Origin of the sequence: Actinomyces urinae, from assembly GCF_900119695.1 — a bacterium.
Taxonomy (GTDB): domain Bacteria; phylum Actinomycetota; class Actinomycetes; order Actinomycetales; family Actinomycetaceae; genus Gleimia; species Gleimia urinae.
In genome coordinates, this window is the sequence record NZ_LT632547.1 from 1,011,173 (window position 1) to 1,037,381 (window position 26,209).

Genomic DNA, 26,209 nt, shown 5'->3' on the forward strand with positions numbered 1-26,209 from the left:
TCAAAAAATGGACTCAACCGGCCTCTGTTGTGGACGAATCCAAATCTGGATAATCCTTTGGCCGAGCAAAACCATCGCGCGAGCGCGGGTGTTTAATCGAGATTGCCTCCGCCTGCTTGTTATCTACCAGCAACTCATCAACCACCAGATCAGCTGTCTCGAACTCCTGATTGCGATACGTTGCGCGCGCCATCAACTGCGAACCGATCGGAGACGACACCGTCTGCAACACGACAATCAGCAACGCCGCCGCAACCCACTGCCACGACCGCATCGACACAGCCGCACCCGTAGCCATCAAGAACACGCCCAACCACTGGGTTTTTGCCGAAGCGTGCATGCGCGAATACGTATCGCGCAAACGTAGCAGCCCCACACCACTCACCAGCATGAACGAAGCACCGCCGAGCAGAAGCAATGCACCCAACAGATCCCACACGACCTCGAGACTAATCATGCTTCTCACTCGCCTTCTTCGACGCCTTCTTCGCGCGCTCGCCCGCATCCGCGATGCTCTTAGCCGACTGCGTCGAAGCCTGCGCCTCGCGGGCCGCCTTGATTGCCTCGCGCTCCTCCGCGTGGAGTTCGCTTTGCGCCTCACGCATCAAACGCACCTCCTGCGCGCGCAACTGCTCCGGCGTAGTAGGCGAATCCGTAGTGTCTCGCTGGCGCTCCGAAAAACGTCCCAGCGTTACCGAATACATAAACCCGACCATCGAGAACATAATGGCGAGCACCAGCACATCCGTGCGATCCGTTCGCACTGCAAGCACCAGCGTTATTCCTGCGGCCGCCACCGCAAGCACATCCGATGCAACCGCCCGATCCATAATGCTCGGCCCCAATGTCAGCCGCACCAGCGTCATAAAAGCGGTTGCAATCATCGCCATCAGGGCAACGAACAAAATCACCGTTATCCAAGTGCTCACAGTTTCACCCCCACGGTCTCCAACGTCTGCGCGGAAGCCAGCGCCTTCAACACGCGTTCCTCCTGCGCCAGCGAAGCTGCCCTCACGCCTTCAACGCCACCCTGGGTCTCAAGATCGAACACATGCAGGTAGATGACGCCCTCGCGGCGCTTCAAGTCAACCACGATTGTGCCCGGCACCAAATTGATCATCGCAGCGGTAACCGCCATCGTGATATCCGCGCTACTGCGCAAATCGATTCGCACAACCCCGCACTCATAATCGCGGCCCGTCACAACTACGCTTGCAACGTGAACTGCCGCCTTCACCATGTCCACCAAAAACACGCCAACAAGGATCAAACCCTGGCGAATCCGGAAGTTTGCGAAGAACCGCGAGCGTGGCAACGGGAAAATCAGCTGGATGAAAAGTGCTACCAGCAGACCGCTCAGCAACACCAACGGTTCAAACTTCGCAAACAGTAGCGTCCACAAGACCAGCAACCACAGCGTCATAGAAATCGACAGCCGCTTTGACGCGAAAGCTCTCACCCTACTCATTTGCTAACCCCGTCCTCGGGAACGCCGCCGAATAATCCCGCGCCAACTTCATACCTAAAATATGGCTCTGAATGTGCTCATTATTCTCGTCAAGAATGAACGGAGCATGCCACTGGTAACTCCACAGCTCTTGTCCGGTCTGGCGCTTCTCTGGCTCCAGATCGCGCCCGTCACGGCTGAAGTCACGAATCAAATCCTCCTGCGCCGACTTCGCATAATCTTGCAAAATCTTTGGCGCGTCCGCGGCCGCGAACTTCGACTTTCCCGCCCCGCGACCATCGTCTTGCAACACCGCGTGCAGGTACGTGGAGCGCTCCATCTGATCAAGCGCCGCATTCGAAGCATAGGCGTAGATCGGGCCCGCACCCGCGGTCATCGCAAACATGACCAAGATTAGCGAAGCCGCCGAGGCATACATCAAGCGCGTAACAGCCGAGCCCTCCATCTCACTGCGGGTACGGGAGTAAACCTGCATGCGGTCATCTGAATCCGCAATCCGCGAGATTGCCTCGGCAGCGCGTAGCGTTGCCCTCTGATACCTAGCTCCGCGCACTTGAGCAAAATCAGTATCCGTCACGTGCGTATCAGACTTGGGCTGCCAAAACGCGAAATTCCACACCTTAATAAGCGCATACAGTGTCAGGAACGACGTGATGATTCCGGCGGCTAGGAGCGCGTAGCCTTCCCACTGGCCCTGCAGCACCGACGACTGCGCAAGCCCCACCTTGCCGATGAACCCTGTAAATGGAGGAACACCAACGAGGTTCAGCCCCGCAATCATGAACATGATTGCAAGCATCGGATGAGTTTTTGCCAGACCTCCAAGAGCGCGCAAAGACGTAGTGCCCTCGTGACGCTCAATCAGTCCGATAATCAAGAACAGCGTGGTCTGAACCAAAATGTGGTTGGCCGCGTAGAAGATCGCAGCTGCAAGCCCCGCCTTGTTCACCACAGCCAGGCCCCAAATCATGAAGCCAATGTGAGAGACCAACACAAACGACAGCAAACGCCTCATATCGTGCTGCGCGATCGCACCCAAAATACCGACGATCATCGTCGCTATACCCACAACCGTTAGGAGCACCGACACGCCCTCGCCGGGGAACAACAACACCTGCAAACGAATCAGCGCGTAAATACCCACCTTGGTTAGCAAACCCGCAAACACTGCGGTTACCGGCGCCGGAGCCGTCGGGTACGAATTGGGAAGCCAAGCGGCCAGCGGGAACACTGCCGCCTTAATCCCAAACGCCACCAGCAAAACCAGCTGGATAGTAAGCGCAACGCTTGGGTCAATCTCGCGCAGCCTCGTGGAAAGCTGTGCCATATTAACCGTGCCCGTAGCCGCATACGTCAGGCCAATACCAATCAGGAACAGCACCGACGAAACCAGCGAAACCACCACGTAAACCGTGCCCGCACGAATACGGCCTCGCGTACCGCCAATCGTGATCAACACAAACGAGGCGGCAAGAAGAATCTCAAAACCCACGTACAGGTTGAAAAGGTCTCCCGTGAGGAACGAGTTTGAAACGCCCGCAATCAAAATCAAATACGTGGGGTGATAGATCGCAACCGGCACATCCGGATCCTCATCCGCAAGATTTTGCGCCAGCGAATACACAAGCACCGCGAGCGTCACGATCTGCGAAACCACGAGCATCAGCGAAGACAAGCGGTCTGCCACTAGCGTGATACCCACCGGCGCCGCCCACGAACCCACGTCCAGCACCACCGGGCCCGAGTTTGCCGCTACCGCCAGCATGACGCCAACCACCAGCACCGTTGTCAGCGTCACCAGCGAAATCAGCTGCTGTAACTTCGGGCGACGCACAAACACGAGGGCAAAGCCAGCCGCCAATAGCGGCAGCAGTACGGGAATAGGGAGCATCCAGTTCATCGGGTGCCCTCCCCTCGGCTCGATCCGCTCTCAGACGCCTGCGCGGAATCCTCTACGGCCTCCGCATCGTAGAAGCGATGCGGATCTTCCTCACCAGTAACCTCATCTACCCCGTAGTCATCCACACGGTCCTTCGCGAGCCTGCGCGCAAGCCGGCGATCCTCAACATCATCAACCACCTCGTCATGGCCAGACAAACGCCACGACCGGTACGCCAGCGCCATGCCAAACGCTGTAGTACCCAGGCCAATCACAATCGCAGTCAGCATCATCGCCTGCGGGAGTGGATCCGCCATGAGCGTTGGATCCACGTCCTCACCAAGCAAAGCCGGACGCGCTGAACGACCACTCGCCGCGAGGAACAACACGTTCACGCCGTGCCCCATCAGCGCCAAACCAATCAGGATACGCGTTAGCGTGCGCTCCATCACCAGGTAAGCACCTACCGCAACCAGCACGCCCGCAAGAATCACCACAACCAGGGAAGGAGTACTCACTTCGGCTCCCTCCTCACGTCGCTAAGCGCACCCGCAGGCATCTTGTTCTTCACCTGCGCTTGCTCGGCCTCCGCGCGATCCTTATCCACCTGGCCGCCAAGCGCCGTCACCAAATCCAAAACAACCGCCACAACCAGTAGGTACACGCCCACGTCCACAATCAATGCCGACGTGAAGTGAACACTGCCGAGCACGCCGAAACTGAGGTCAATCTCCGTAGACTGCAAAACCGTGTTCCCATATGCCAGCGGCATCACGGCACCAACCGTTGCAGTGAACAGGCCAAAGCCCAGCAGTGCACCTGGATTCACACGGCTGGCCTCACGCAGCTCGAACCGGCCTCCCGCCATATACCGCAGCGTGAACGCAATGCCTGCAAGGACACCGCCCGCAAAACCGCCACCCGGATTGTTGTGCCCCACCCAGAGCAGCCACAGGGAAGCAACCAGCATCGTGGGGAACAAAACCCGTGTGCCAACCTCCAGAAGCAGCGAGCGCGAACGCGCCGACAGCATCGAGATTGCCGGCAACCACGCGCCGGGGGTCTTAGGCCTCTCGCGTTCTAGCGTTGAGCTACGACGCACCAGATAAATCATCGACGCCACGCCCGTAGCGGTCACGAGCAGGACCGACAGCTCACCAACCGTATCCCACGCGCGCGTGTCCACCAAGATCACGTTCACCACGTTCTTACCCGCACCAAACGAGTAAGCTTCCGCAGGAATCAAGTTAGAAATAGGTTCCGCAACGCGGGCCTGAGTAGCCACTATCGTTGCGCCGGTGACTACGATTCCCAAAACGCCCGCCAAACCTATGCGCGCCCAACGTGAAATTGCGAACGAACGCACCGAGAAGTTCTGCGGCAAGGACCGCAACACCAGAACGAACACAACCAGTGAGACAACCTCGACCAGCATCTGCGTAAGCGCCAAATCCGGGGCGCCATACGTCATATAAAGAAGCGAAATAGCGGTACCTACCACACCGAGTGCTAACACCGCGTTAATACGTGAACGCGACCTCGCAGCCACAAACGCAGCCACACCCGCGAGCACTACAATTCCGACCTGCGTAGCCGAATCCCACAAACGCAGATTGAGCTCGGACTGGCCCACCTCGACCAGGCCAAAACCAACTGCCGCTGTGAATACTGCAAAAATCGTGGTTATATCCCACGGCAAAGAACCGCGGTGAAACAAGGAGGTGATGAGCGATGCGAAGTGTTCCAGCTCCAGCATTAGCCACCTGTAGATTTCGCTAATATGCAGGTGCTTAGGAGCCAGGCGCCTCTGAATACGTGCAATGCGGGGGCGTTGCCACGCCATCCACACGCCTCCGGCCAGAATCACGGCCGTTATCAGTGCGGGCCCGGGCCCGGACCAGAGCGCGATGTGTGGCTCGCCCACTCCTCCCTCGGTAATGTACTCCGTCAAAGTCTGGAGCCACGCCGGCTGGATTGCGGCGAAGGAAGCCAGCGCCAAACCCACCACCGGGATCAGCGTAAGAGCGGGTAGCTGCGAGCTATCCATCTCAATCTTGATGCGTTTGCGTCCAAATGCGCCCCACCAATAGCGCCACGAGTACGCGACAGTAAGCACCGAACCGAGCGTCAAAATCACCAGGGCAGCAACATCAAGGCTTGCACCTGCCGAATGGGGTGCGATGCTCGCGGCCCAACCGGCACCAGTTCCCTCAAACAAGCTGGTAATAAACGCCTCTTTACCCAAGAAACCCAGCAGAGGCGGCACGCCAGCCATCGAAAACGCGAGCACCGCGGCGGACGCGGCCAGCACCGGCTGATGCTTGTACAGACAGTTAAGCTCACGCAAATCACGCGTGCCCGTGGCCTTCTCTACCAAACCAACGCTCATAAACAGCGCCGACTTGAACACGGCGTGCGCCACCAACATCGCGATGCCAGCCGCGTAAGTTGCGGCCGTGCCGTAAGCCGTCGCCGCGCTCATCAAACCCAGTTGAGACACGGTGCCGTAAGCCAGCACCAGCTTCAGATCGAACTGACGCAACGCGCGATACGAGCCCAGGAGCATAGTGGCCAGCCCGAGCGCCACAATTATCGGGGACCAACCCGGCACATTCGTAAATCCCGGCGTCAAACGCGCAATCAAATACACACCGGCCTTCACCATCGCAGCCGCGTGCAAGTACGCAGACACAGGTGTGGGGGCTGCCATCGCGCCCGGGAGCCAAAAGTGATGGGGCACCAATGCTGACTTGGTACTCGCACCCAAAATGATCAGCAACGCAGCCACAATCACCTGCGCCGAATCTACCTGCAACGCCCCACTGCTCGCATTTGCCACCAGCAAGTGAACCGAATAGGAGCCTCCCGGGGCCTCAGCCACCATCACGAAGCCAGCAAACATTGCGAGGCCACCAAAGCCCGTTACTTGAATAGATTGGCGGGCAGCCGCACGCGCCGGACGATTATCAAAATGGTGACCAATCAGCAGGTAAGAAAAAACCGTGGTCAGTTCCCAAAACAAATAAATAATCAGCAAATGATCAGCCGTCACCAGGCCGAGCATCGCCGCTGCGAACGCCGTGAAAATCGCAGAAAAGCGGCCCAAACTAGCCGCATTAGAACTGAAATAGCGCGCCGCATACAGCATCACCAGCGTGCCCACGCCGCTCACAATCAGCGTCATCAACCACGACAGCGGGTCGAGCCTGAACGTCACCGCTAAAGAGAGCTCACCCACCCAATTCCACACGAACTGCGGAGGAGAGGCGAACACCTCCCTCGTGTACGAAAGCGCCCACACCACAGCACTAAGCGGCGCCAAAGCCGTTAAGAACAGGACATTTCGCCCCAACTTGCGTCCGAGCAACGGGGCAACACAAGCCGCCAACGCATGAAGAAGCAAAATCGTGACCAAAACTGTCCTCACTCGCGACGAAAGCGGCTAACTGGCTTACAGCAAGAATCAGACTAGCGAATTTTTGAGACAACGGCGCAATAAAGCGATAATACGAACATGCCCTAAACCGTTAAGGAGCGAAGGTCATGACCCCTGAAATCTTGCGCGTAACCCTTTTTGCGATCGCCATCATCGCAACCATCGTCGCAATCTTGACCTTCGTTCGCGCCGTCATAGTCATGTACCAGCGCGTCGCCACCGGTCAGAGCGCACCCGGCCGGCTCCGCCCAATTGGCCCGCGCCTGTGGATGACCATCAAAACCATTCTGAGCCACCGCGAATTCCGTGACCGGCCTGGGGTTCGCATAGCGCACTGGTTCGTTATGCTCTCCTTCCCTATCCTGGCGCTCACTCTTGCCACCGGCATGGGTAAACTTCGTGTCCCCTCATTCTCTCTGGGAGCAATCGACCATTTCCCCCTGTGGGAATGGATCGTTGAACTGTTCGCATGGACCAGCCTCATTGGCATCATCGGCCTTATCACCTTGCGCCTTGCATCCGGCTCTGGCCGTGACCGAGAAGCAGAAGGCGAAACCCGCACCGGCCAAGCCGCCTCACTAGCATCTAGGTTCCTTGGATCCACACGCTGGCAGGCATACTTCGTTGAGTTCGTAGTGCTAACCGTAGTGCTAGCAGTTATTGGCCTACGCGCCCTCGACTACGCGGCAGCAATCAACGAAGTAACCGACGAGGGCGGCCAACTAATCCTGGGCCCCGCCTACGCTACGGCCTTGCACTACCCCACCACCGCATGGCTCGGCAACATCCTGGCTGGATTGTCCAACACTGCCCTGCTTAACTCGATAGCCGTGCTGTCCTTCCTTAAAGTCGTAGTCTCAATGGCGTGGATGACCGTGATTGGTGTGCAGACCAGCATGGGTGTGGCATGGCACCGCTTCCTGGCCTTAATAAATATCTACGCTCGCCGCAACGCCGACGGTTCCAAAACCCTGGGTGCGGCTTCGCCACTCATTGTGGAGGGGGCTCCGCTTCTGAGCGAGGAACAGCTTGATGAGCTAGATGATGACGCGACGCTTGGCACCGGCACTTTGGCGGATCTAACGTGGAAACAACGCCTGGACTTCATGACCTGCACCGAGTGCGGCCGCTGCCAAGAACTTTGCCCCGCGTGGAACACCGGCAAGCCCCTATCCCCGAAATTACTCACCGTGTCCCTGCGCGACCACGTGGCCGCCGTCGAGCAGATGGAAGCCCTCGGAGACAAGGCCTACACCAAAGATGAGGAAGGCAACGTCCTCGTCGATTCAAATGTTCCTAACACCGCGCACACCCCAGACGTTTTACAAGCCCTAATCGCGTCTGGAAACACCGGCGAAACCGGCGTTTCAATGGAAGCCGGCCCGCTGGTTGGCGACGTAGTTTGTGAGGACGCGCTGTGGGACTGCACGATGTGCGGCGCGTGCGTAGACCAGTGCCCCGTCGACATTGAGCACCTGGACACGATCCTGGGAATGCGCCGCCACCAAGTGCTGATGGAGTCCGCCTTCCCGCGCGAACTAGCGCGCCCGTTCCGCTCGCTAGAGACTAAGGCCAACCCGTACAACCAAGCGCCGCGCAAGCGCCTGGAATGGGCTAAAGACCTAGAGTTTGACGTGCCCGTCATAGGCGAGGACGTGGAGGATGCCAGCGAAGTTGACTGGGTATTTTGGGTTGGTTGCGCGGGCGCCTACGATGATCAAGCGAAGAAAACAACGCGCGCAATCGCAGAGCTACTACACGTTGCGGGCGTGAAGTTCGCGGTGCTGGGTAATGCGGAAACATGTACAGGCGATCCGGCGCGCAGGGCCGGCAACGAGCTGTTGTTCCAAATGCTCGCGCAGCAGGCTATCGAGACGCTGAACGAATCGAACGTGAAAAAAATCGTGGTCTCTTGCGCGCACTGCTTTAACACGATCGCTAACGAATACCCCGAACTTGGCGGCACATTCGAAGTTGTACACCACACGCAACTGTTGAACCGCCTGGTTCGCGAAGGCGCCCTCACTCCCGTGCCGCCAAAGCCGGGCGAAGAAAGCCGCAAAATCACCTATCACGATCCATGCTTCTTGGGTCGCCACAACCAGATTTACGAGGCACCGCGCACTCTTCTCAGTTCTGATCCCGCTCTTGAGATGGTGGAAATGCCGCGTTCGGGCGAGCGCGCAATGTGTTGCGGTGCGGGCGGCGCCAGGGCATGGATGGAAGAAACCCGGGGCGTGCGTATCTCGCAGGCGCGCGTGGACGAGGCCGGGCAGACGGGCGCAGAGGTTATTGCAACGGCATGCCCGTTCTGCTCACAAATGCTGGGCTCCACGCCCACTCCCGCAGGCGCGCAGCAGGGCATTGAGATCAAGGACGTTGCCGTACTGATGCTAGATGCCGTGCGCAGGGGCGAAACCGAAGAGGCGGCCAAGTAGCCTCGCCCGCGAGCGCCCCTATTCGTGAACGCCCCTACTCTGGGTCGGAGATCAAGAACTGGTCTTCGTCCAGCATGTATCCGGCAGTAGACCTTGCGATAAGGCTGGCGATCAGCTCAATCTGGTCTTTGACGCGGTTGCGTTCAAAGCGTAGCGCGCGGCCGGGCCGCATAAGTTTATCCCGGTAAACCTCGGGCATGATCCAGCGGACCCCGTACTCGATGGCGCTGCCCTGCGGCCACTGCTCGAAGCGCAGAACGGAGGGCGTGAAATCCGCGGGAGCAACGGTAATGTGCACTCGCGAGGTGTTCCCCACGGATGCGATCAGCGAGTAACCGCGCACAACAAACCCCTCGGCCGCAGCTTTCCTGTCAGCTTCCTGCGCGATTTCAGCTATGCGCACCAACTCGTCTTCGGGAATGTTGATCTTTTTCGCGATTTCTTCCCGCGTTTGCACGCGCTGCGCTGAGTCGATGGGCGTTAGCTTCGCTTCTTCCAACCCGTTCACAATGTCGGGCAGATAAGGGCGTAGCAACGCGGTGAGGTCTTCCTCATCCACCCACCTGGGCGCGTAGACCATCATGTCCACTGCGCTGTCCGCGTCAGGTTCTATGTTGATCCGCGAGGGAGCGGCGTTCACAGCTCCGGCAAGACGCCTGGCAATGCGGATAAGGCCGGCGAGAACTTCGAACTCTTTACCCGCCGGCATACCGTCTGGGAAGGCGCGCGCGAGCGGGTCGGTGCGCATGAGGAAGTCCGGGGCGGCGCTGGTGCGAACAGCGGGCACGTCTACAATCCACGCTTGCTCCATGCGGGCGGGTGTGTTAAGCAGTGCGCGTTCTGCTTTAGTGATGCGCCAGGGGCCTGACAGAGTGGCGCCTTGGGTGAGGCGGAGCAGGCCGGGCGAAAGCCAGCCGGCGTCCTCGGAAATGGAAACAGCTAGAGCTTCAAGCTCGCGTGGGTCCACGTCGTCCCCAGTGACCAGCAGGTGTTTGCCTTCCGCGTCTTTGGTGCTCAGGATTTTGGCGTCCTCGAACTTGATGACAGGCATGTCCACGGATGCGCCATGTTCGACGGCGTTGAGCTCGCCAGCTGCTGTAACAGTGAGGGCGCGCGCCCGCGTGGCGTTCACTTGGGTGGCTAGGTCTGGCATTGCCTGCGTGGCAAGGGAATCCGCCGACGTGGGTGTGGTTTCGCGCGGAACCGTGTTGGATTGGTTTAGTTGCGCGAGTCGCTCGGCGATGGGGACGCGCTCAGACTTGCTCATAGAACCTGCACGTCCCCTTCAATGTGAGGGCTTTGCGCGATCTCTACGCGTTCGAAGTTTCGATGCGACCGGGAGGCGGTGGGGCCGCGCTGGCCTTGGTAGCGCGATCCGCGCGCACCCTTGCCGTATGGGGCTTCGGCCGGCGAGGACAGTTGGAAGAAGCAGAGTTGTCCGACTTTCATACCCGGGTAGAGGAGGATCGGCATGGTTGCGGTGTTGGATAGTTCCAGGGTGACGTGCCCGGTGAAGCCGGGGTCGATGAATCCTGCTGTGGAGTGCGTTAGCAGACCCAGCCGGCCAAGTGATGATTTACCTTCGAGGCGCGCGGCAATGTCATCGGCAAGCGTGACCTGCTCGTAGGTTGCGCCGAGGACGAATTCGCCGGGGTGGAGCACAAAGGGCTCGTTACCTACGTCCACGAGGCTGGTGAGCTCCGATTGGTCTGCGGCCGGATCGATTACCGGGTACTTGTGGTTGTTGAACAGCCTAAAGTAGCGGTCCAGCCGAACGTCGATGGAGGCTGGTTGCACCATGTTTGGGTCCCACGGATCGAGGGCGATTTTGCCGGCGTCAATGTGGGCTCGAATGTCACGATCACTTAGCAGCATGGCTTCATTTTCCCATGAAAACGAGGCCACGTGGTACCGCTTAGATCTTCTGCATATTTTGCAGGGCGGAACTAACATGAGTGGTGTGTATTTCGTTACAGTTTGAATTGAAAGAAAGGATAGACGATGACTGAGTACGCTGGCCAGTTTGACGATCAGGGCAAGAAGCCTTACGTGATTGATATTGAGAAGGAAACGCTTGATAACACGAATTTCCGCACAACCATGTGGACGGGTGAGCACATTCAGCTAACCGTGATGGAAATTCCGGTTGGTGGCGACATTGGTCTTGAGGTTCACGAGGACACGGACCAGTTCCTGCGTATTGAGCAGGGTAAGGGACGCTGCGAGATGGGCCCGTCCAAGGATGATCTGAACTTCGTAAAGGAAGTTGAGGACGACTTCGCGATTTTTGTTCCAGCCGGGGCTTGGCACAACGTGACAAACATTGGCGAGGAGCCGTTGAAGCTGTACACCATTTACGGCCCAGCAGATCATTTGCCCGGCACGGTGCACAAGACGCAGGCAGATGCGGAGGCAGATCCGCACGAGCACTGAGCCGAGGCGCCTGCCGGGGCTGGTACTAGCCGAAGCGGCGAGGGGCTTTAGCGGGCACGTGAGCTAAACAAATAGTGGGTGCGATGGGCATTTGCCCATCGCACCCACTATTTGACCGGTGTTAGTGCGTTCTGCGCACCACCACGATTCCCGCTGCTAGCAGTACCAGCGCGGCAATGCCGAGCGGCAACGTAGCATCTGAAACGCCCGTCTTAGACAGTCCAGTTGCTGGTTTGCCAGTGGTTTGCGAGGGCGAGCTAGGCGAAGTCGAGTTCGACTCGCTTGGCTCAGTTGGCTCACTCGGCTCGGTCGGTTCCGTCGGTTCGCTAGGCTCACTCGGAGTGGTTGGCTCCGACGGCTCACTCGGCTGCGACGGCTCACTCGGCTCCTCGGGTTCTTCCCCATTAGGCACTTCGAATGGGTTCTTGAAGGAGCCATCACCCGTCACCTCGGTTAGACCAGATTTAACGGTGTAGGGTTTCTCTGCGATCTCGACAACGATAGGTTTTGAAAGCTTCACGAATCCTTCGGGAGCTTTCAGCTCTGTAATCGTAACCTTGTCTTCTGGCAGATTCATTACATATAGCATGCCGGCACTGTCACTAACCGTGATCACATCCTTGCCGTCAGCATCCTGGTAACTGAACACAGCACCAGAAAGCGGTTTGCCTTCGTTATTTACCTTCTTCAAGGCAACGTATGGCATACCTTTCAAACGGGCAAAGGCGGAGTATTTTTGCGCGTCTATACTACCTTCCCCGCTTGCACCGGGCTGGACATTACTTGCGAAGGCTTTCACCTTGTTCACAATTTTTTCTGCGTCCGGGTTTATGATGCGCAAACTGGTTGGGTATTGAACCTTGTATGCGAACGGCTTGACGTTATCCGGGGTGTTCGGCAACTTGAAGCGGATCTTATGCGTAGCAGCATCGTATGAGATTCCAACCTCACCGTCTTTAGGATCTCCCTTTACCAGTGTGACTGGCGAGAAGTCCTTGTAATCACCCGTTGGCTGCAGATCATTAGACCTACTGACCGTGAAAGCATCAAGTTTTGGCTGTCCCTCTTCGTCAAGCGAAATAGTGATATTTTCATCGAGTTCGTCCTCGATTATGACATCCTTAAACTCTTGATCGAATGGCTTGTATGTAAACGTCCAATCTAGTTGAGAGTCGTTTTCTTTCGGATCTTCCTTGGTTAGCAAGTAAGGTTTGATTTCCAACTTGGCACCCGTATCAGCAAGGTCCTTGTCACCAGCCTTGAGAGAAACCTTGTTCGTGTACGTCTCAAACTTGGCTTGTGCCGCGTTCTTAACGAGGTCACTAAAGACATCCTCACTCATTTTTGTCTTGATGACAATGAAATAAGGCTTGCCTTCATATTCAGAGAAGTTCCAAGTGAGTTTATCTTTATCGAACTTCACTTTTGCTTCGTCCGCGCTGACGCGCTTCAAAGCCTTGCCTGGAGGCATGAAGGTGACAAATGCGGTGCTACCCGGTATTACAATCCCACCGTGGTCAATGAACTGGGGACTAACCGGCTCTGCCTCGTAAATGGCGAAGTAATCTGCCCCACCCTCAGTTAGTGGCGCGAGCGAGAATCCTTCAGGCAACACGTCCGTGACCGACAAGTTCTTCAAATCCGTGAGGTTCGGCGTACCTAGTGACTTTGCGTACTCAGATAGCTTGAGCCCCGTCGGGTTGACATCGATCCGGAACAGTGCGGTCCGGTCTTTGTAGTTAAACGTCTTTTGTTTATCAACCAATGGAATGTTGGTTACCCAGCTACGGTAGCCGCTCTCCCAACCGTTCTTGGAAACGCTACTCATGCTGTCTAGATCCGTATCGTACTCAATCGCGTACTTATCTAGCAGCCTGCCTTCCAAATCGTATTTTGCGGCGGCTGGCACCGTCTTCAAGGACTCGCCGGCTCCGGTTACCAAAACGGCGGTGTTCTTATATCGCGAGGAGTAAGAACCACCGGATTTATCTGTTAGGTCCAGCAAATTCTGCACGTGGGTTTGGAGCTGGAACTGGTAAGACTTAACGGCGGTGAAACCACTGATTTGAACCAGTTCACCTATCTGTTTCCCACCTTCGTTAAAGAGCGGGAAAGTCTTTGCCGTGAGCTTATCCTCCTCGTTCGCGGGCTTGAGAGAATCCTTCAGGTAGCTCTGGTTAAAGTTAACGAAGCCTTCGCCTTCACTATTCTTGCCGTTTATAAGTGACTCTAGAGTTCCCTCCGGCAAGGCATCTTTTACGTTCAGCCCTTTTTCGCTCTTGTATTCATCTTCTGATCCGTAGTAGAACAGCTCGTAGACGTAGCGATGTTCGGACGGGAAAACCCTGGAGAAGTCGGTCGTAATACTCCAGGGGATATTTCCCTGGTTCAAGAACTTCGGATCGTAAGCCTTCACCGCTCGTTTGGTGATAGTTGCAACACCGTCGTAAACCGGTGGTGTTACCGGCAAGACATTGTCGCCACAAGTCCGAATCTCAGCGTCGTTTTGGAGCTTTCCGACCTCATCATCCTTATCAAAAATGAGTTTTACCGTAAACCGGTACTGTCCATTAAGTTCCTTAAGGAATATCCAATGGTTTTGTAGCTCTTTATACTTTGACTTTGGGTCAGCTTCTCGGGTTCCTGCATGCCAGCCAAGACCGAGATCGTACACTTCCTTTGTATACGCTGACGTGTCAGGGCAGGGCGCATTCTCGTCAGCAGGAAAATCCGGGAAGTTCTTGGCGGCGTCCGCGCTCAAGGTTTCGATGTTCTCCTTAGCCACAGGCTGCCATGTGCCGTCTTTACCCGAAACGCTGTGCTCAATCGTTAGCTCTTGACGTTTAGGAGCTTTTTGGCCCTCGAACTCTGTCCGGAGAATGTCACCAATCCAGGCTGACCCATAGTTAAAGTGCGGTGTTCCTGCCACAATCGTCCAGATCATAGCCTTTTCAGTGCTGTCTTTTTCTACTTCAATTCCCGACAAGCTCTTAGCGATTCGCGGCTTTTTGTAGACCGGAACCTTTGCTTCGGCTGTCTTGGAATCCTCGTGAGAGTATGCAAGGTTAGCCACGTTCTTGACTTCAGGAGTCTTAGGGTCTGCGATCTTAGTGGCAAACGTTATAGTCGCTTCGGTTTTATCAAAGTCGGCAGGAAACTCGTAGGCAAGAGATTTCGTTTCTGCTTTGTAGGCACCATCAACTGGGGTGTCATTTACTTTGAACGAATCCTTGACGTACTCGCCGACCTTCGTTAGATCGTCTGTGAACTTCTCGCCAGCGAGGTTTTTGCCCGTGTTCGACTTCTTGCTTACCTTAACCGTCCAGAGGATTTCATCTCGTCTGGCCGGATCAGTGATTTTACCCGACTTAGTGAAGTCGTACTTTATCTCCTCTTCAACTTTCGGAAGCTTGTATTCCTTGTCGAATACTTTCACGACGCCCTGCTGCGAGCCAGGTTCGCTTCCTTCACCAGCGGCAGCTGAAAACTCTCCAGTAAAGGTGACAGCCACTTCTCTAGGGCCGTCCGCTTCGTAATTGAAGCTTCCGTCAGGGCTATGGAAATCCATCCTAGCCGTGACGCTCCGGTCACTACCCTGGGTGAGGGTGATCGTACCAATTTGTTTTCCATTATCCGCTTCACCCGGCGCATTCACATACACGGGAACTTTGGTTCCGGAGGCATCTTCCGGCTTAAAATTCTTACCCAGATTGAAGACGGCATAGTCTCCATCATTAATTTGGGCGTCTTCGGTAAGTCCGTTCGCGACCGGGGTGCCGATCAGCTTGTCATCTATAACGGAGAATTTGAAATCCATCTGAATTTCAAAAGGTTTCTCAGGATCAATGGTGTCACCTAGCTCCTTGCCCCCTTGCGTAACAACTCTGCTGGTGACCGTAACAGCATCGGTCTTATCGTTTCCGTCTGCCGCATTCGCCATCGAGGTGCCCGGGAAAATAAGCCCCGACAACCCCAGCAATATAGACATAACGACAAAACTCAACAAGATTCTGGATCGGCGTAACAACATGTCTCCTCCACACCGCCAATAGTGTTCTGGCGTCAGAATACGCACCTTTGTAAAGCTTATTCCTCAATTCCTCAACGCGGGGCGAAATGCGCGACGATGGTCCCAAATGACTCACTTTGTGGGACCGCCGATTACCTGTCGCATTAACACCGTAACTCAACGGGCTCCATTAGCTGGCGCGGATTGATGTCGGCGCCCCACCCGCAGAGGCGTTGGTAGCTCACCATCTTCTCTGAAATCCCTCCACCCCTTATTTTCAAGAACGCTGTAGGTTCTTCTTCGGAACTACAACCCCGCACGCCAAAGGCGCCAACAAGAGTTCAGCCAATTAACGCAAACGAGAAGGTGTGATCCTCGTCACTTTCTCGCTTTCTAATGGATTAATTCTGCATCAAATGAGACACTAGTCACTACCCGCTTGAGAGCGCTCTCACCAAGCACCATAGCCGAGAGAGCGTTCTCACAGATCAGGAACACTGGAGTTCTCGATGAAGGAGTACACATGACTCAAAAAACAACGCTTAAGCTCCTCAGTATTGCTGCTGTCTCAGCCCTCGCCCTCTCGGCCTGCGGTGGCGGTAGCAACGCCGGCAGTGGCGATTCTGGAGAAGAGGGAGGCGAAATCACCCTCACCGTTGCGACCTTCAACGAATTCGGGCTGGAGAACCTCTACAAGCAATACATGGAAGAACACCCGAACATCAAAATTGTTGAGAAAAAGGCAGCGACCTCGAATGAAGCGCGCGACAACATGAACACGCGTCTCGCGGCAGGCTCGGGATTATCGGACATTGAGGCCGTAGAAATCGACTGGATCCCCGAACTCATGCAGTATCCAGACCAGTTCGTTGACCTGTCTTCCGATAACGTCAAGGACCGTTGGCCTGACTACAAGACGGCCCCTGTGACTACCGAAGACGGTAAGCTCATCGGATACGGCACCGACGCCGGTCCGCAAGCACTGTGCTACCGCGCAGACCTCTTCGCAAAAGCGAACCTACCAACCGATCGCAACGAAGTAGCCAGCCTACTCGAAGGAGGGTGGGATAAGTACTTCGAAGTTGGCAAACAATTTGTCGACAAGACCGGTATCCCCTGGTATGACGGCGCAGCCGCTACTTACCAAGGCATGCTCAACCAGATCGAAAACCCGTTTGAGAACTCCGACGGCTCCGTCATTCCCCTAGCAGACAATCAGCCGATTAAGAAGATCTACGACGAACTTGCCACGCAAACAGATAACGGCCTCTCTGCAGGCTTTTCGCAATGGAGCGAAGACTGGACCAATGCGTTCCAAAACGACGGGTTTGCAACAATGCTCTGCCCGCCCTGGATGCTCGGTGTTGTTGAAGGCAACGCTGCCGGTGTCGAAGGCTGGGACGTAGCCCCCGTATACCCCGGCGGCGGTGGCAACTGGGGCGGTTCCTACCTCACGGTCCCCACACAAGGCAAGCACCAGGAAGAAGCTAAGGCCCTAGCAGATTGGCTCACTGCCCCCGAACAGCAGATTGAGGCATTCAAGACCAAGGGCAACTTCCCCTCGCAGACCGATGCTCTAGATAACCCAGACCTTCTCGAATACAAGAGCGAGTTCTTCAACAACGCCCCCGTTGGTGAGATCTTCTCCGAGATGTCCAAACGCATCACCGTCTCTCCGTACAAGAGCACGCACTTCTTCCCAGTAACCACTATCGTCACCGACGCCCTCACCCGCGTTGACGTAGATAGCACGGACACACCACAGTCCTCCTGGGAGAAGGCCCTAGCCGAGTTCGATCAGCTCGGAATCAACTAGCGAACACGTGTGGTGGGAGGGCAAACCTCCCACCACACACTCACAGAAAGGCACCGCATTGTCGATCACCTCTAGGCCTACACCTACCGGCCTCAAAAATCGGCGTAAGAACGGACTTGGCGCCACGCCTTACGTATTCATTGCGCCTTTCTTCATCATTTTCGCAATCACCGGTCTATTCCCGCTCATCTACACTGCCTGGGTTTCACTCCACAACTGGCATCTGATTGGAGGCCAGCAGAGCTTTGTCGGAATGGAAAACTTCTCACTAGTCTTGCAGCACCCCACCTTCTGGATCGCGTTGCGCAACACCTTCTCCATATTCCTGCTCTCGTCCGTCCCCCAAATCATCATTGCGATCCTCATCGCATACATGCTGGACGCCAACCTTCGCGCTAAAACCTTTTGGCGCATGGGTGTTCTCTTGCCATATGTGGTTGCTCCAGTTGCCGTTTCAATCATTTTCTCCAAACTGTTTGCTGACCAGTCAGGCATGATCAACGTTATCCTTGAAAACATTGGACTTACTGGCGTTGGATGGCATTCAGATGCCTTTTGGGCGCACATTGCAATCGCCTCCATGGTGAACTTTCGCTGGACCGGCTATAACTCCCTGATTCTTTTGGCGGCCATGCAGGCCGTGCCAAACGATCTTTACGAGGCGGCAACGGTTGACGGAGCAGGTAGAGCGCGCCAGTTCTTCTCAGTTACTATCCCCCAGCTTCGCGCCACACTAATCTTCGTGATTATTAACTCCACCATTGGCGGCCTCCAGATCTTCGATGAGCCGCGCATGTACGACCAGATTGGCACGGGAGGCAGCGACAATCAATGGCTGACCCTAACCATGTACCTGTACAACCTGGCGTGGGGCGATCAGAAGAGCCTCGGTAAGGGTTCAGCCGTTGCAATCATCCTGTTCATCATCATCCTCATCTTCGCCCTCATCTCGTTCTATCTGACCAAACAGATCGCCTCTAGCGCCATGCCCACTGCAAAAACCCGTCACCATCTCAAGGGTTCGGGGCATTCCAACGCGAGTGCGCAAGCAGCCACAACCGTCCTCACCGAAAAAGGAGCATTCGAATGAGCAACGAAGTTTCAATCGCAACGCTCAAACAAACCGCGGGGCCAGGTGTGGCCAAGGCAGCAGCCCGGAAACGTAAGAAGAGGACCAGTACGGCTATTGGATCGTCGCGCCAGCCAGGTACGTTCAACTATGCGTTTCTCGTTATCCTAATCGTGCTTTCCGCTGCGCCGCTTTATTACGCATTCTTACTGGCATCCTCAAACGCTGTCCACATTGCGCAAAACCCGATTCCTTCTCTGATACCACAAGGACAATTTTTCGAAAACATTCAACGGGTGCGCGATTCCGGTCTAGACCTGATAGGTGCACTCACAAACTCGATCCTGGTTGCCGTGATCACTTCGCTTAGCGTCGTGTTCTTTTCTACCCTCGCCGGATTCGCGTTTTCAAAACTTCGTTTCCGAGGCCGTGAAGGTCTGCTTACATTCGTGATCGCAACTATGGCGATTCCAGCGCAGCTGGGCGTCATTCCACTGTTCATGGTGATGGCCAAACTCGGTTGGACAGACGAGCTGAAAGCCGTGATTATTCCGGCAATGGTCTCTGCATTCGGCGTGTTCTGGATGACTCAGTACATTCGTGACGCCCTGCCATACGAGCTGGTGGAATCTGCACGCGTGGACGGCGCCTCACTATTCCGCGTGTTCTGGTCCGTTGCATTACCAACCGCACGCCCGGCAGCATCGATGCTCGGCCTATTCACATTCGTTGGCTCATGGACAAACTTCTTCTGGCCATTCATCGTGCTTGGAGCCTCTAAACCAACCCTGCCGGTGGCGCTACAATTGCTCCAAGCTTCATATTTCAAGGATTACTCCCTAATCATGACCGGGGTTGTCATTGCAACCGTCCCGCTTCTACTCTTATTCTTCTTCGCAGGACGTCAGTTGGTTAGCGGAATCATGCAAGGAGCGGTAAAGGGGTAAATGCGATGAATGCCGAACGGGTAACGCTGGAGGACGTTGCGGCACGCGCCCGAGTATCTAGGGCAACCGCGTCACGAGTTGTTCGCGGAGAACAAAATGTGAGCCCGAAGAAGATGAAGGCAGTACGCAAAGCTATTGCCGAGCTTGGATACCACCCAAACTCGGCAGCACGCACCCTCGTCACCAAGCGGGCAGGAGTGATCGCTATCGTCATCCCCGAGCCCGACAGTCGCGTTTTTTCTGACAGCTTTTTTGGCCGTACCATTCAAGCAATCTCCAGGGAACTAGACCGAAGGGATTCTCAACCCGTTCTCGTATTCTTCTCCACCCCGGAAGAGTCTAGACGCACAGAAGCGTTCCTAACCAGCGGTGCTGTGGACGGAGCGATCGTGCTATCACATCACCAGCAGAGTGGCGAAATTGACCGTCTTCGTAACACGTTTGTGCCAACCGTTTTCATTGGTCGTCTGGAACAAGACGCGCGTTATTGGGTGGACTCCGATAACTACCATGGTGGCGAGGAAGCAGCGAATGCGCTGATTGAGAGCGGGTGCAAGCACCCAGCGACGATCTCAGGCCCGCTAAACATGATCGCAGGCAAGGATCGCCTAGCTGGATTCACAGATCGTCTGGCCGATAACAACCTGCAGGCCGTGGTCCACGAGGGAGACTTCACCTACCGCTCTGGCTACGATGCCGGACAGAAACTTTTGCCTGCCATCGTCGCGGGAGAAATTGATGGAATATTTGTTGGCTCTGATCTGATGGCAAGCGGTGTCCTAGACGCACTAAAAGAGACCAAAACAACGTTCTCCCTGCCAATAATCGCCTTCGATAATTCACCGCTTGCAGAGCAACTGAACCTCACTTCTATTACGAACCCTACGGAACAACTCGCGCGAGAGGCAACAAATCTTCTTGAGGCGCAACTAAGCAGAACATGGGACGGAAACCCCGTGGTGTTGCCGGTAGCCTTGATCCCGCGCCGCACCACTCATACCTTCCGAAACAGCCAAAATTAAGGCTTTGAAAGGCAGATCATGACGAACGAAATGCTCTCGCAAACCTCTACCAAGGCATCGGGCGATGGAGCAGGACTTAATCCGAAACTCGCCGAACTTGCTGGAATAGCAGCGGCCAAAGGAGCCACGCTTCTGCGAAACAATGGGGTTTTGCCCTTAGAAGAGGGCAATACGCTGGCAGTTTTTGGGCGCGTGGCACGCGACTGGATTGCGGTGGGCTACGGCTCGGGCGGCGATGTGAACCCACCCTACGTTACAAATCTGATTGACTCACTGCGCGAACTCGGGGTTGCCATGGATGCCGACCTCGCTACCAAATATGAGGAGTGGTGCGCGGCAAACCCCGTGGATCCGGGCGAAGGGTGGGGGAAGTGGCCGCTCTCGTTTGACGAGATGCCTATGTCGGATGCGGACATTGAGGCCGCGGCATCCCGTTGTGGCACTGCCCTGGTGGTTATTGGACGCGCAGCCGGTGAGGACCGCGACTCTTTGCTGCAGGAGGGCTCCTACTACCTCACTAATGACGAGCTATCCCTGCTAGAGCGGGTGAACAAGGCGTTCGCTCGCACCGTTGCCATCGTCGTGACCGGTAACGTCATGGACCTGGCGTGGGCGGAAGAGCTTGACGTTGACGGCCTGCTGCTCGCGTGGGCGGGCGGGCAAGAAGGAGCCCGCGCAATCGCGAAAATCTTGGTTGGCGAGCTGGAGCCGGGCGGACGTCTAACCGACACGATCGCATACCGCTACGAGGACTACCCCAGCCACGAACACTTTGGCGACCTAGATGCGAACACCTACGTTGAGGACATTTACGTTGGCTACCGTTATTTCGAAACTTTTGCCAAAGAAAAAGTGCAGTACCCGTTTGGTTTCGGCTTGGGGTATTCAACGCATGAGTATTCCGACCAGACCATCCAGATTTGCGCCGAGGGCGTGAGCGTATCCGCAACTGTTACGAACACTGGATCCGCGAAGTCCTCCGCGGTGGCGCAACTATACGTGCGCAAACCGGGCCGGCTGAACGGGGCGCCCGAGCGGGAACTCGTAGGATTTTGGCGCTCCCCCGACCTCGCTGCCGGCGAAAGCGCGCAATTCACAATTACCGCAACGCTGCGAAACCTCGCGGTTTACGATGACCGGGCGGGCCGGGACACCAGCCACTGTTGGGTTTTAGAGGAAGGCAGCTACGCCCTCTTCCTCGGAGATGATGTGCGTGAGGCGCGCGAGATCGGAAAGGTTCAGTTCGACCACAAAGTTTTGGAGCGGTTGGAGCAGGCCGCAGCTCCCGTCGTTGCGTTTGACCGCTACGTTCGCGAGGCGGGCGCGGATGCTGTGAAGCTGGAGCCCGTTCCGATGAGTGAGGTTGATTTAGCCGGGCGCGTCACGCAGTGCTTGCCGAAGTCCTCTGGCAATCCCGCGAGCGCCGAAAATGCGCGTTTCGAAGACGTCTTGGCCGGGCGCGTTTCTACCGCTGATTTTGCGGCGTCGCTGTCTAATCGCGACCTCGCTGATCTGACTTACGGTGACGTGACCATGAACTCGCCGCTGGGAGCGCCGGGCAACGCGGGGGCTTTAGGCGGAGTGACGCAGGCTTTGCGCGCTAAGGGGGTTCCTCCCGCAATCACCACGGACGGTCCGTCCGGGCTACGTTTGAATGCGGCCGCCACGCTTCTTCCATGCGGGACGGCACTGGCCTCCACTTGGGATCCGCAGCTGATTGAGCAAATGGCGGCTTTGCATGGGGAAGAAATGGCTCGGCTGGGCTCCGACATCATTTTGAGCCCAGGTATGAACATTCACCGCGATCCGCTGTGCGGGCGAAACTTTGAATACTATTCGGAAGACCCACTGATCACGGGCCGCTTTGGTGCCGCGATTGTACGGGGTGTTCAAAGCCGGGGACGCAGCGCATGTCCGAAGCATTTTGCGGTCAACAACCAAGAAACGAACCGCATTTACAATGATTCGCGCCTGTCCGAACGCGCGCTACGCGAAATCTATTTGCGTGGTTTTGAAATGGTGGTGAAGGACGCCGGCCCGCATTTCATCATGACATCCTACAACAAGATAAATGGGGTGTGGGGCCACTACCACTACGACCTGGTGCAGACCGTGCTTTTTGGTGAGTGGGGTTACCGCGGTGCGGTGATGACGGACTGGTGGATGCGGATGGCTCCGGACCCGAACTTTGCGGGCGTGTACGATTCGGCATACCGCGTGCGCGCGGGCGTGGACGTGCTGATGCCCGGGGGCGACGTGCACCAAGGCACCACTCGGGAAGACTCCGTATTCGAATGCTTGGAGGCCGGCACCTTGACGCGCGGTGAGGCCGAACGTAGCGCGGTGCGAGTGCTCGACTTCCTCAAAATGCGATACGCAACCCTGAGCGCAAAATAGAAAACGTTGTGCCGGCCCCGGAAGTAAGGCCGGCACAACGTTTATACGTGTTACGTCAACACGTAAACACTAGCGTTCAAGCATTTTGCGTAGAGTCCCCACGGTAACAAGTTGCTCATCGAGAATTTCGGGAGAACCCTTAAGAAGTTTTGCGGGCTCCTCCTTACTTCCCAAGCAGGACACAATCGCGGTTGCACCTTCGAAATCCTCGTTATGAGAGTAGTGCGATGGTGTGATAAGCACCTTGCAACCCGCTCGAGTGCCGGCAAGACAACCGATCCTCGTGTCTTCGACAACCACCACGTCTTCTGGGTTGAGTCCCAACTCGCCAAGTGCGTACAAGTACAACTCAGGATCAGGCTTAGAATTCGTGACATGCTCACCGCCGAACACCCGAATTTTTGCAGCCATCTCTTCGCCTACAACGTGTAGCAGAACCTTCTCTACGGATGCCACAGCCGAAGACGACACCACAGCCACCGTAAGATCGTTCTCAAGTGCTTCTTGAATCAGACGCCTAACACCTGGGCGGGCAGGCAGCTTCCCAGAATCTACTATTTCGATAAACGACTCGGACTTGGACTTATGCAAAGAATTTACATAGTCCTGTCGCTCAGCTTCAGACTCCGGCAGGTCAGGGAAATCCCAATCTCGCTGATCCAGATAGTTGCGAATGCGGTTCTTTCCACCCCCGATTTTCACATACTCAGCGTATTCTTCAGGCTGCCACCTAAATGGAAGCCCGAATTTCTCAAACGTGTTGTTAAACGCAACCCGGTGTCCATCGCGTTCTGTCTCGGCTAGAACACCGTCGCAGTCAAACAAAATTCCTTTAAGCGTAGCCATCACGCACGTCCTTTAGATTGAAAGATCCTCATATACCGTTTAGCCATGTCTCTAACCGCATCGTGTTGCGCCTGAATCAAGGCCAAAGGTTCCTTAGATTTCCAACTATCGATGCCGATCGACCCACAACTAGGATCAAAATTCTCGGTTACAAACCTCTGAACTGCCTCAATGTAAGCAACCTTCAAATCTGTTGAAATGTTGATCTTAGAAACACCGGCCTCAATAAACGTGGCGAAATCTGCGTCACTAAGCCCAGTGCCCCCGTGCAAAACGATCGGAATATCAGTACGAGCTGCAAATTCTCCCGCGCGCTCAGGCTGGAGTACCGGATCGGACTTATACAGCCCGTGAGCCGTACCCAACTGCGGAGCGAGCAGATCGGCTCCAGTGCGTTTTGCAATATCAACTAGTTCATCGACTGTGCATGAGCGGAGCACCTCATCAGTGCCCACACCGTCCTCGACACCTAGGATGTTCTCGACTTCAATCTCTACCGTTGCGCCACGTTCGTGAGCATAAGAACAGATTTCACTCAAAACCGGTTCCACTTGCTCATCGGGAAGAGCAGAGACATCCATCAACACCGACGACCATCCGGCATCAATTACCTCTTTGCAAAGGTCAATATTCGGACAATGATCTAGATGCAAAACCACTGGAACCGATACTCCAGCAGAAGCATTTTCAGCTGCGCTCGTTGCCTGTTGCAAGCCCCACTGCCGAACTGTCTTTACCGACAATTGCAGAATAACCGCCGATTTACACTCTTGCGCCGCGTCAACGACAGCGCGGAGAGAATTCTCATCAACCACGTTAATAGCAGGAACTGCGTATCCGCCTTCGCGCGCCGAGTTACACACCTCGAGCAGTGATGAAAACTTCACAACAAACCTCCTTGTTTGACGCCTCTCAAACGAGGCTCCTCCTAAAACAGATTGCCGTCCAGGGAGTCGTAGCATTCAACAAATTTTTCGAATGCCTTATCGTATTCAGCGGCAACATCAGGGTTCGGCTCATAGCGCGCCGAAACCTTAACAGCACGTTTCGCAGCATCCTCGCAATCCTCATATGCGCCCACACCCACGCCGGCGTACATAGCAGCACCGAGGCAACCAGCTTGATTCGAACTCAGAATCTCGATCGGATGCCCCAACGAGTCTGCAAGCATCTGGCTCCAGAATTCTGAGTTTGCAGCACCACCGACCAGGCGAATAGTGCCCACTTCGACTCCAGCAGCTTCCTGCGCGTTCAGGATGTCTCTCATCTCGAAACATATTCCCTCTAGGACCGCGCGCGCAATGTCGTTCTTATTCGTCGAAAGCGACATACCAAATAGGTTGGCGCGAGCATCAGAGTTCTGACGAGCACCTGCCGCACCCGCAAGGTACGGGAGGAACGTAACGCCGGACGCGCCGATAGGCGAGCGCGACGCCTCACGAGTCAACAGGTCATACGGATCGATCCCAACAACCTGACCAGAAGCGGTCTCAAGCTGACAGAAGGTATCCCTGTACCAGCGGAATGCCGAGGCAGACGTGTTAGAGAACGCTTCAATAGTCCAGTTCGGCATACCGTGGTTGGGCTTCACAATGAGTTTGCGCTTTGGATCGCGCATTGGCTTGTCCATCACCACGTAACAAGAACCAAACGTTCCCATAACCATGGCGGTGTCCCCGCCCTTGATGGCACCAGCTCCGAAAGTACAGCAGTTTTGGTCGTGCCCGCCTACACACAGGGCTACCCCGTCGGGCAATCCTGCCCTAAGCGCAATGTCACCGGTAACAGTGCCTACGACTTGTCCTGGAACCTTGGACAGCTTCGCACGCTTCTCTAGGGGAATTCCCACCAAATCGTGAATAGGCTTTGACCACTCAGCCTCATTCACATCCAGCATGCCTTCGCGCGATGCGGATGACAGGTCCGTCCAGTAATCCTCAGCACCCCAAATTTTGAGCAAGTACTCTTGCTCTGATAGAAGCCAGCGGGCGCGCTCAAAGTTCTCCGGCTCGTTATCCCTCAGCCAAGCCCATTTAGGCGCAGCAGAGTTCGTGTTCAGCGGGTCACCAGTCTCCTGGTAGTACTTTTCGCTTCCATAGGCCTCGCGCAACTCCTTAATGTACGGCGCTCCGCGTAGATCTTGCCAGGACACGAAGTCCCTCATCAAGAAGCCTTCTTCGTCAAGCATCGTCAGAAGGGGGGCTTGCGAGGAGAATGCCACTGCAGCGATGCGCTCACGTTTGACTCCCGATTTTTTGATCGCAACACGACAGGAATCTACAAGTGGCGGAATAATGTCGTCGTATGTTTGCTCTACCCACCCCTCTTTCGGGAATCGAGAGGGGTACTCCCGATAGTCAGAGCCCAAGGCATTGCCGTCAAGATCGAATACAACGGTCTTACATCCCGTTGTTCCTGCATCTATTCCAACAAGATACGTTTCGGCCAC

At 55.7% G+C, this 26,209-nt stretch carries 19 protein-coding genes; 7 read left to right on the top strand and 12 right to left on the bottom strand.

The annotated features are described in order from the left end of the window. Positions 1-13 precede the first annotated feature (13 nt). Genes mnhG through BQ7114_RS06010 form a run of 6 tightly spaced genes read right to left on the bottom strand, consistent with a single transcriptional unit; the run spans position 14 to position 6,762 of the window. Positions 14-457, bottom strand: coding sequence for a monovalent cation/H(+) antiporter subunit G (mnhG, locus tag BQ7114_RS05985; RefSeq protein ID WP_072343234.1), 444 nt, complete (start codon positions 455-457; stop codon positions 14-16). Further along, on the bottom strand, positions 450-929 hold the full coding sequence (locus BQ7114_RS05990) for an MrpF/PhaF family protein (protein WP_072343237.1): 480 nt from the start codon (positions 927-929) through the stop codon (positions 450-452). The genes mnhG and BQ7114_RS05990 overlap by 8 nt, the downstream gene beginning before the upstream one ends. Beyond that, positions 926-1,468 carry a Na+/H+ antiporter subunit E gene (locus BQ7114_RS05995; RefSeq protein WP_083431765.1) on the bottom strand — a complete coding sequence of 181 codons (543 nt, stop codon included), beginning with the start codon at positions 1,466-1,468 and terminating at the stop codon, positions 926-928. Before BQ7114_RS05995 ends, BQ7114_RS05990 begins: the two co-directional genes overlap by 4 nt. Next, positions 1,461-3,368 carry a Na+/H+ antiporter subunit D gene (locus BQ7114_RS06000; protein WP_072343241.1) on the bottom strand — a complete coding sequence of 636 codons (1,908 nt, stop codon included), beginning with the start codon at positions 3,366-3,368 and terminating at the stop codon, positions 1,461-1,463. The genes BQ7114_RS05995 and BQ7114_RS06000 overlap by 8 nt, the downstream gene beginning before the upstream one ends. Beyond that, entirely contained in the window at positions 3,365-3,865 is a 501-nt protein-coding gene (locus tag BQ7114_RS06005; RefSeq protein WP_072343243.1) for a Na(+)/H(+) antiporter subunit C, read from the bottom strand. The genes BQ7114_RS06000 and BQ7114_RS06005 overlap by 4 nt, the downstream gene beginning before the upstream one ends. Next, the gene (locus BQ7114_RS06010; RefSeq protein ID WP_072343245.1) at positions 3,862-6,762 is read right to left on the bottom strand and encodes a Na+/H+ antiporter subunit A; all 2,901 of its coding nucleotides are present in this window, start codon (positions 6,760-6,762) and stop codon (positions 3,862-3,864) included. Before BQ7114_RS06010 ends, BQ7114_RS06005 begins: the two co-directional genes overlap by 4 nt. 128 nt (positions 6,763-6,890) lie before the next feature. On the opposite strand from BQ7114_RS06010, the gene BQ7114_RS06015 reads away from it, so the two are divergent. After that, positions 6,891-9,221 carry a (Fe-S)-binding protein gene (locus BQ7114_RS06015; protein ID WP_072343247.1) on the top strand — a complete coding sequence of 777 codons (2,331 nt, stop codon included), beginning with the start codon at positions 6,891-6,893 and terminating at the stop codon, positions 9,219-9,221. 34 nt (positions 9,222-9,255) lie between these two features. Here BQ7114_RS06015 and BQ7114_RS06020 read toward each other — a convergent pair whose 3' ends face one another. Then, positions 9,256-10,488: a hypothetical protein gene (locus BQ7114_RS06020; protein ID WP_072343249.1), complete on the bottom strand. Its 1,233-nt coding sequence runs from the start codon at positions 10,486-10,488 to the stop codon at positions 9,256-9,258. Further along, positions 10,485-11,096, bottom strand: coding sequence for a dCTP deaminase (dcd, locus tag BQ7114_RS06025; RefSeq protein ID WP_072343252.1), 612 nt, complete (start codon positions 11,094-11,096; stop codon positions 10,485-10,487). Before dcd ends, BQ7114_RS06020 begins: the two co-directional genes overlap by 4 nt. Positions 11,097-11,222: 126 nt before the next feature. Between dcd and BQ7114_RS06030 the strand changes: the two genes are divergently transcribed. Next, entirely contained in the window at positions 11,223-11,654 is a 432-nt protein-coding gene (locus tag BQ7114_RS06030) for a cupin domain-containing protein (RefSeq protein ID WP_070665143.1), read from the top strand. Positions 11,655-11,775: 121 nt separating this feature from the next. Here BQ7114_RS06030 and BQ7114_RS06035 read toward each other — a convergent pair whose 3' ends face one another. Beyond that, on the bottom strand, positions 11,776-15,624 hold the full coding sequence (locus BQ7114_RS06035; protein WP_230205983.1) for a prealbumin-like fold domain-containing protein: 3,849 nt from the start codon (positions 15,622-15,624) through the stop codon (positions 11,776-11,778). A 562-nt stretch (positions 15,625-16,186) separates the two neighbouring features. Between BQ7114_RS06035 and BQ7114_RS06040 the strand changes: the two genes are divergently transcribed. Genes BQ7114_RS06040 through BQ7114_RS06060 form a run of 5 tightly spaced genes read left to right on the top strand, consistent with a single transcriptional unit; the run spans position 16,187 to position 22,914 of the window. Then, positions 16,187-17,479: an ABC transporter substrate-binding protein gene (locus BQ7114_RS06040; protein ID WP_072343258.1), complete on the top strand. Its 1,293-nt coding sequence runs from the start codon at positions 16,187-16,189 to the stop codon at positions 17,477-17,479. A 58-nt stretch (positions 17,480-17,537) separates the two neighbouring features. Beyond that, positions 17,538-18,569, top strand: a complete 1,032-nt coding sequence (locus BQ7114_RS06045) for a carbohydrate ABC transporter permease (protein WP_083431837.1) — start codon at positions 17,538-17,540, stop codon at positions 18,567-18,569. After that, positions 18,566-19,495: a carbohydrate ABC transporter permease gene (locus tag BQ7114_RS06050; RefSeq protein ID WP_072343261.1), complete on the top strand. Its 930-nt coding sequence runs from the start codon at positions 18,566-18,568 to the stop codon at positions 19,493-19,495. Before BQ7114_RS06045 ends, BQ7114_RS06050 begins: the two co-directional genes overlap by 4 nt. Positions 19,496-19,500: 5 nt before the next feature. Further along, positions 19,501-20,517 (top strand): LacI family DNA-binding transcriptional regulator, encoded by a 1,017-nt coding sequence (locus BQ7114_RS06055; RefSeq protein WP_072343264.1) that lies wholly within the window; start codon positions 19,501-19,503, stop codon positions 20,515-20,517. A gap of 18 nt (positions 20,518-20,535) precedes the next feature. After that, positions 20,536-22,914 carry a glycoside hydrolase family 3 N-terminal domain-containing protein gene (locus BQ7114_RS06060; RefSeq protein WP_072343267.1) on the top strand — a complete coding sequence of 793 codons (2,379 nt, stop codon included), beginning with the start codon at positions 20,536-20,538 and terminating at the stop codon, positions 22,912-22,914. Between the two features lie 69 nt (positions 22,915-22,983). Here BQ7114_RS06060 and BQ7114_RS06065 read toward each other — a convergent pair whose 3' ends face one another. Genes BQ7114_RS06065 through BQ7114_RS06075 form a run of 3 tightly spaced genes read right to left on the bottom strand, consistent with a single transcriptional unit; the run spans position 22,984 to position 26,209 of the window. After that, on the bottom strand, positions 22,984-23,760 hold the full coding sequence (locus BQ7114_RS06065; RefSeq protein WP_070618512.1) for an HAD-IA family hydrolase: 777 nt from the start codon (positions 23,758-23,760) through the stop codon (positions 22,984-22,986). Continuing rightward, positions 23,760-24,647, bottom strand: a complete 888-nt coding sequence (locus BQ7114_RS06070; RefSeq protein WP_072343270.1) for a class II fructose-bisphosphate aldolase — start codon at positions 24,645-24,647, stop codon at positions 23,760-23,762. Before BQ7114_RS06070 ends, BQ7114_RS06065 begins: the two co-directional genes overlap by 1 nt. A 41-nt stretch (positions 24,648-24,688) precedes the next feature. Continuing rightward, the gene (locus tag BQ7114_RS06075) at positions 24,689-26,209 is read right to left on the bottom strand and encodes a xylulokinase (protein ID WP_070618517.1); all 1,521 of its coding nucleotides are present in this window, start codon (positions 26,207-26,209) and stop codon (positions 24,689-24,691) included.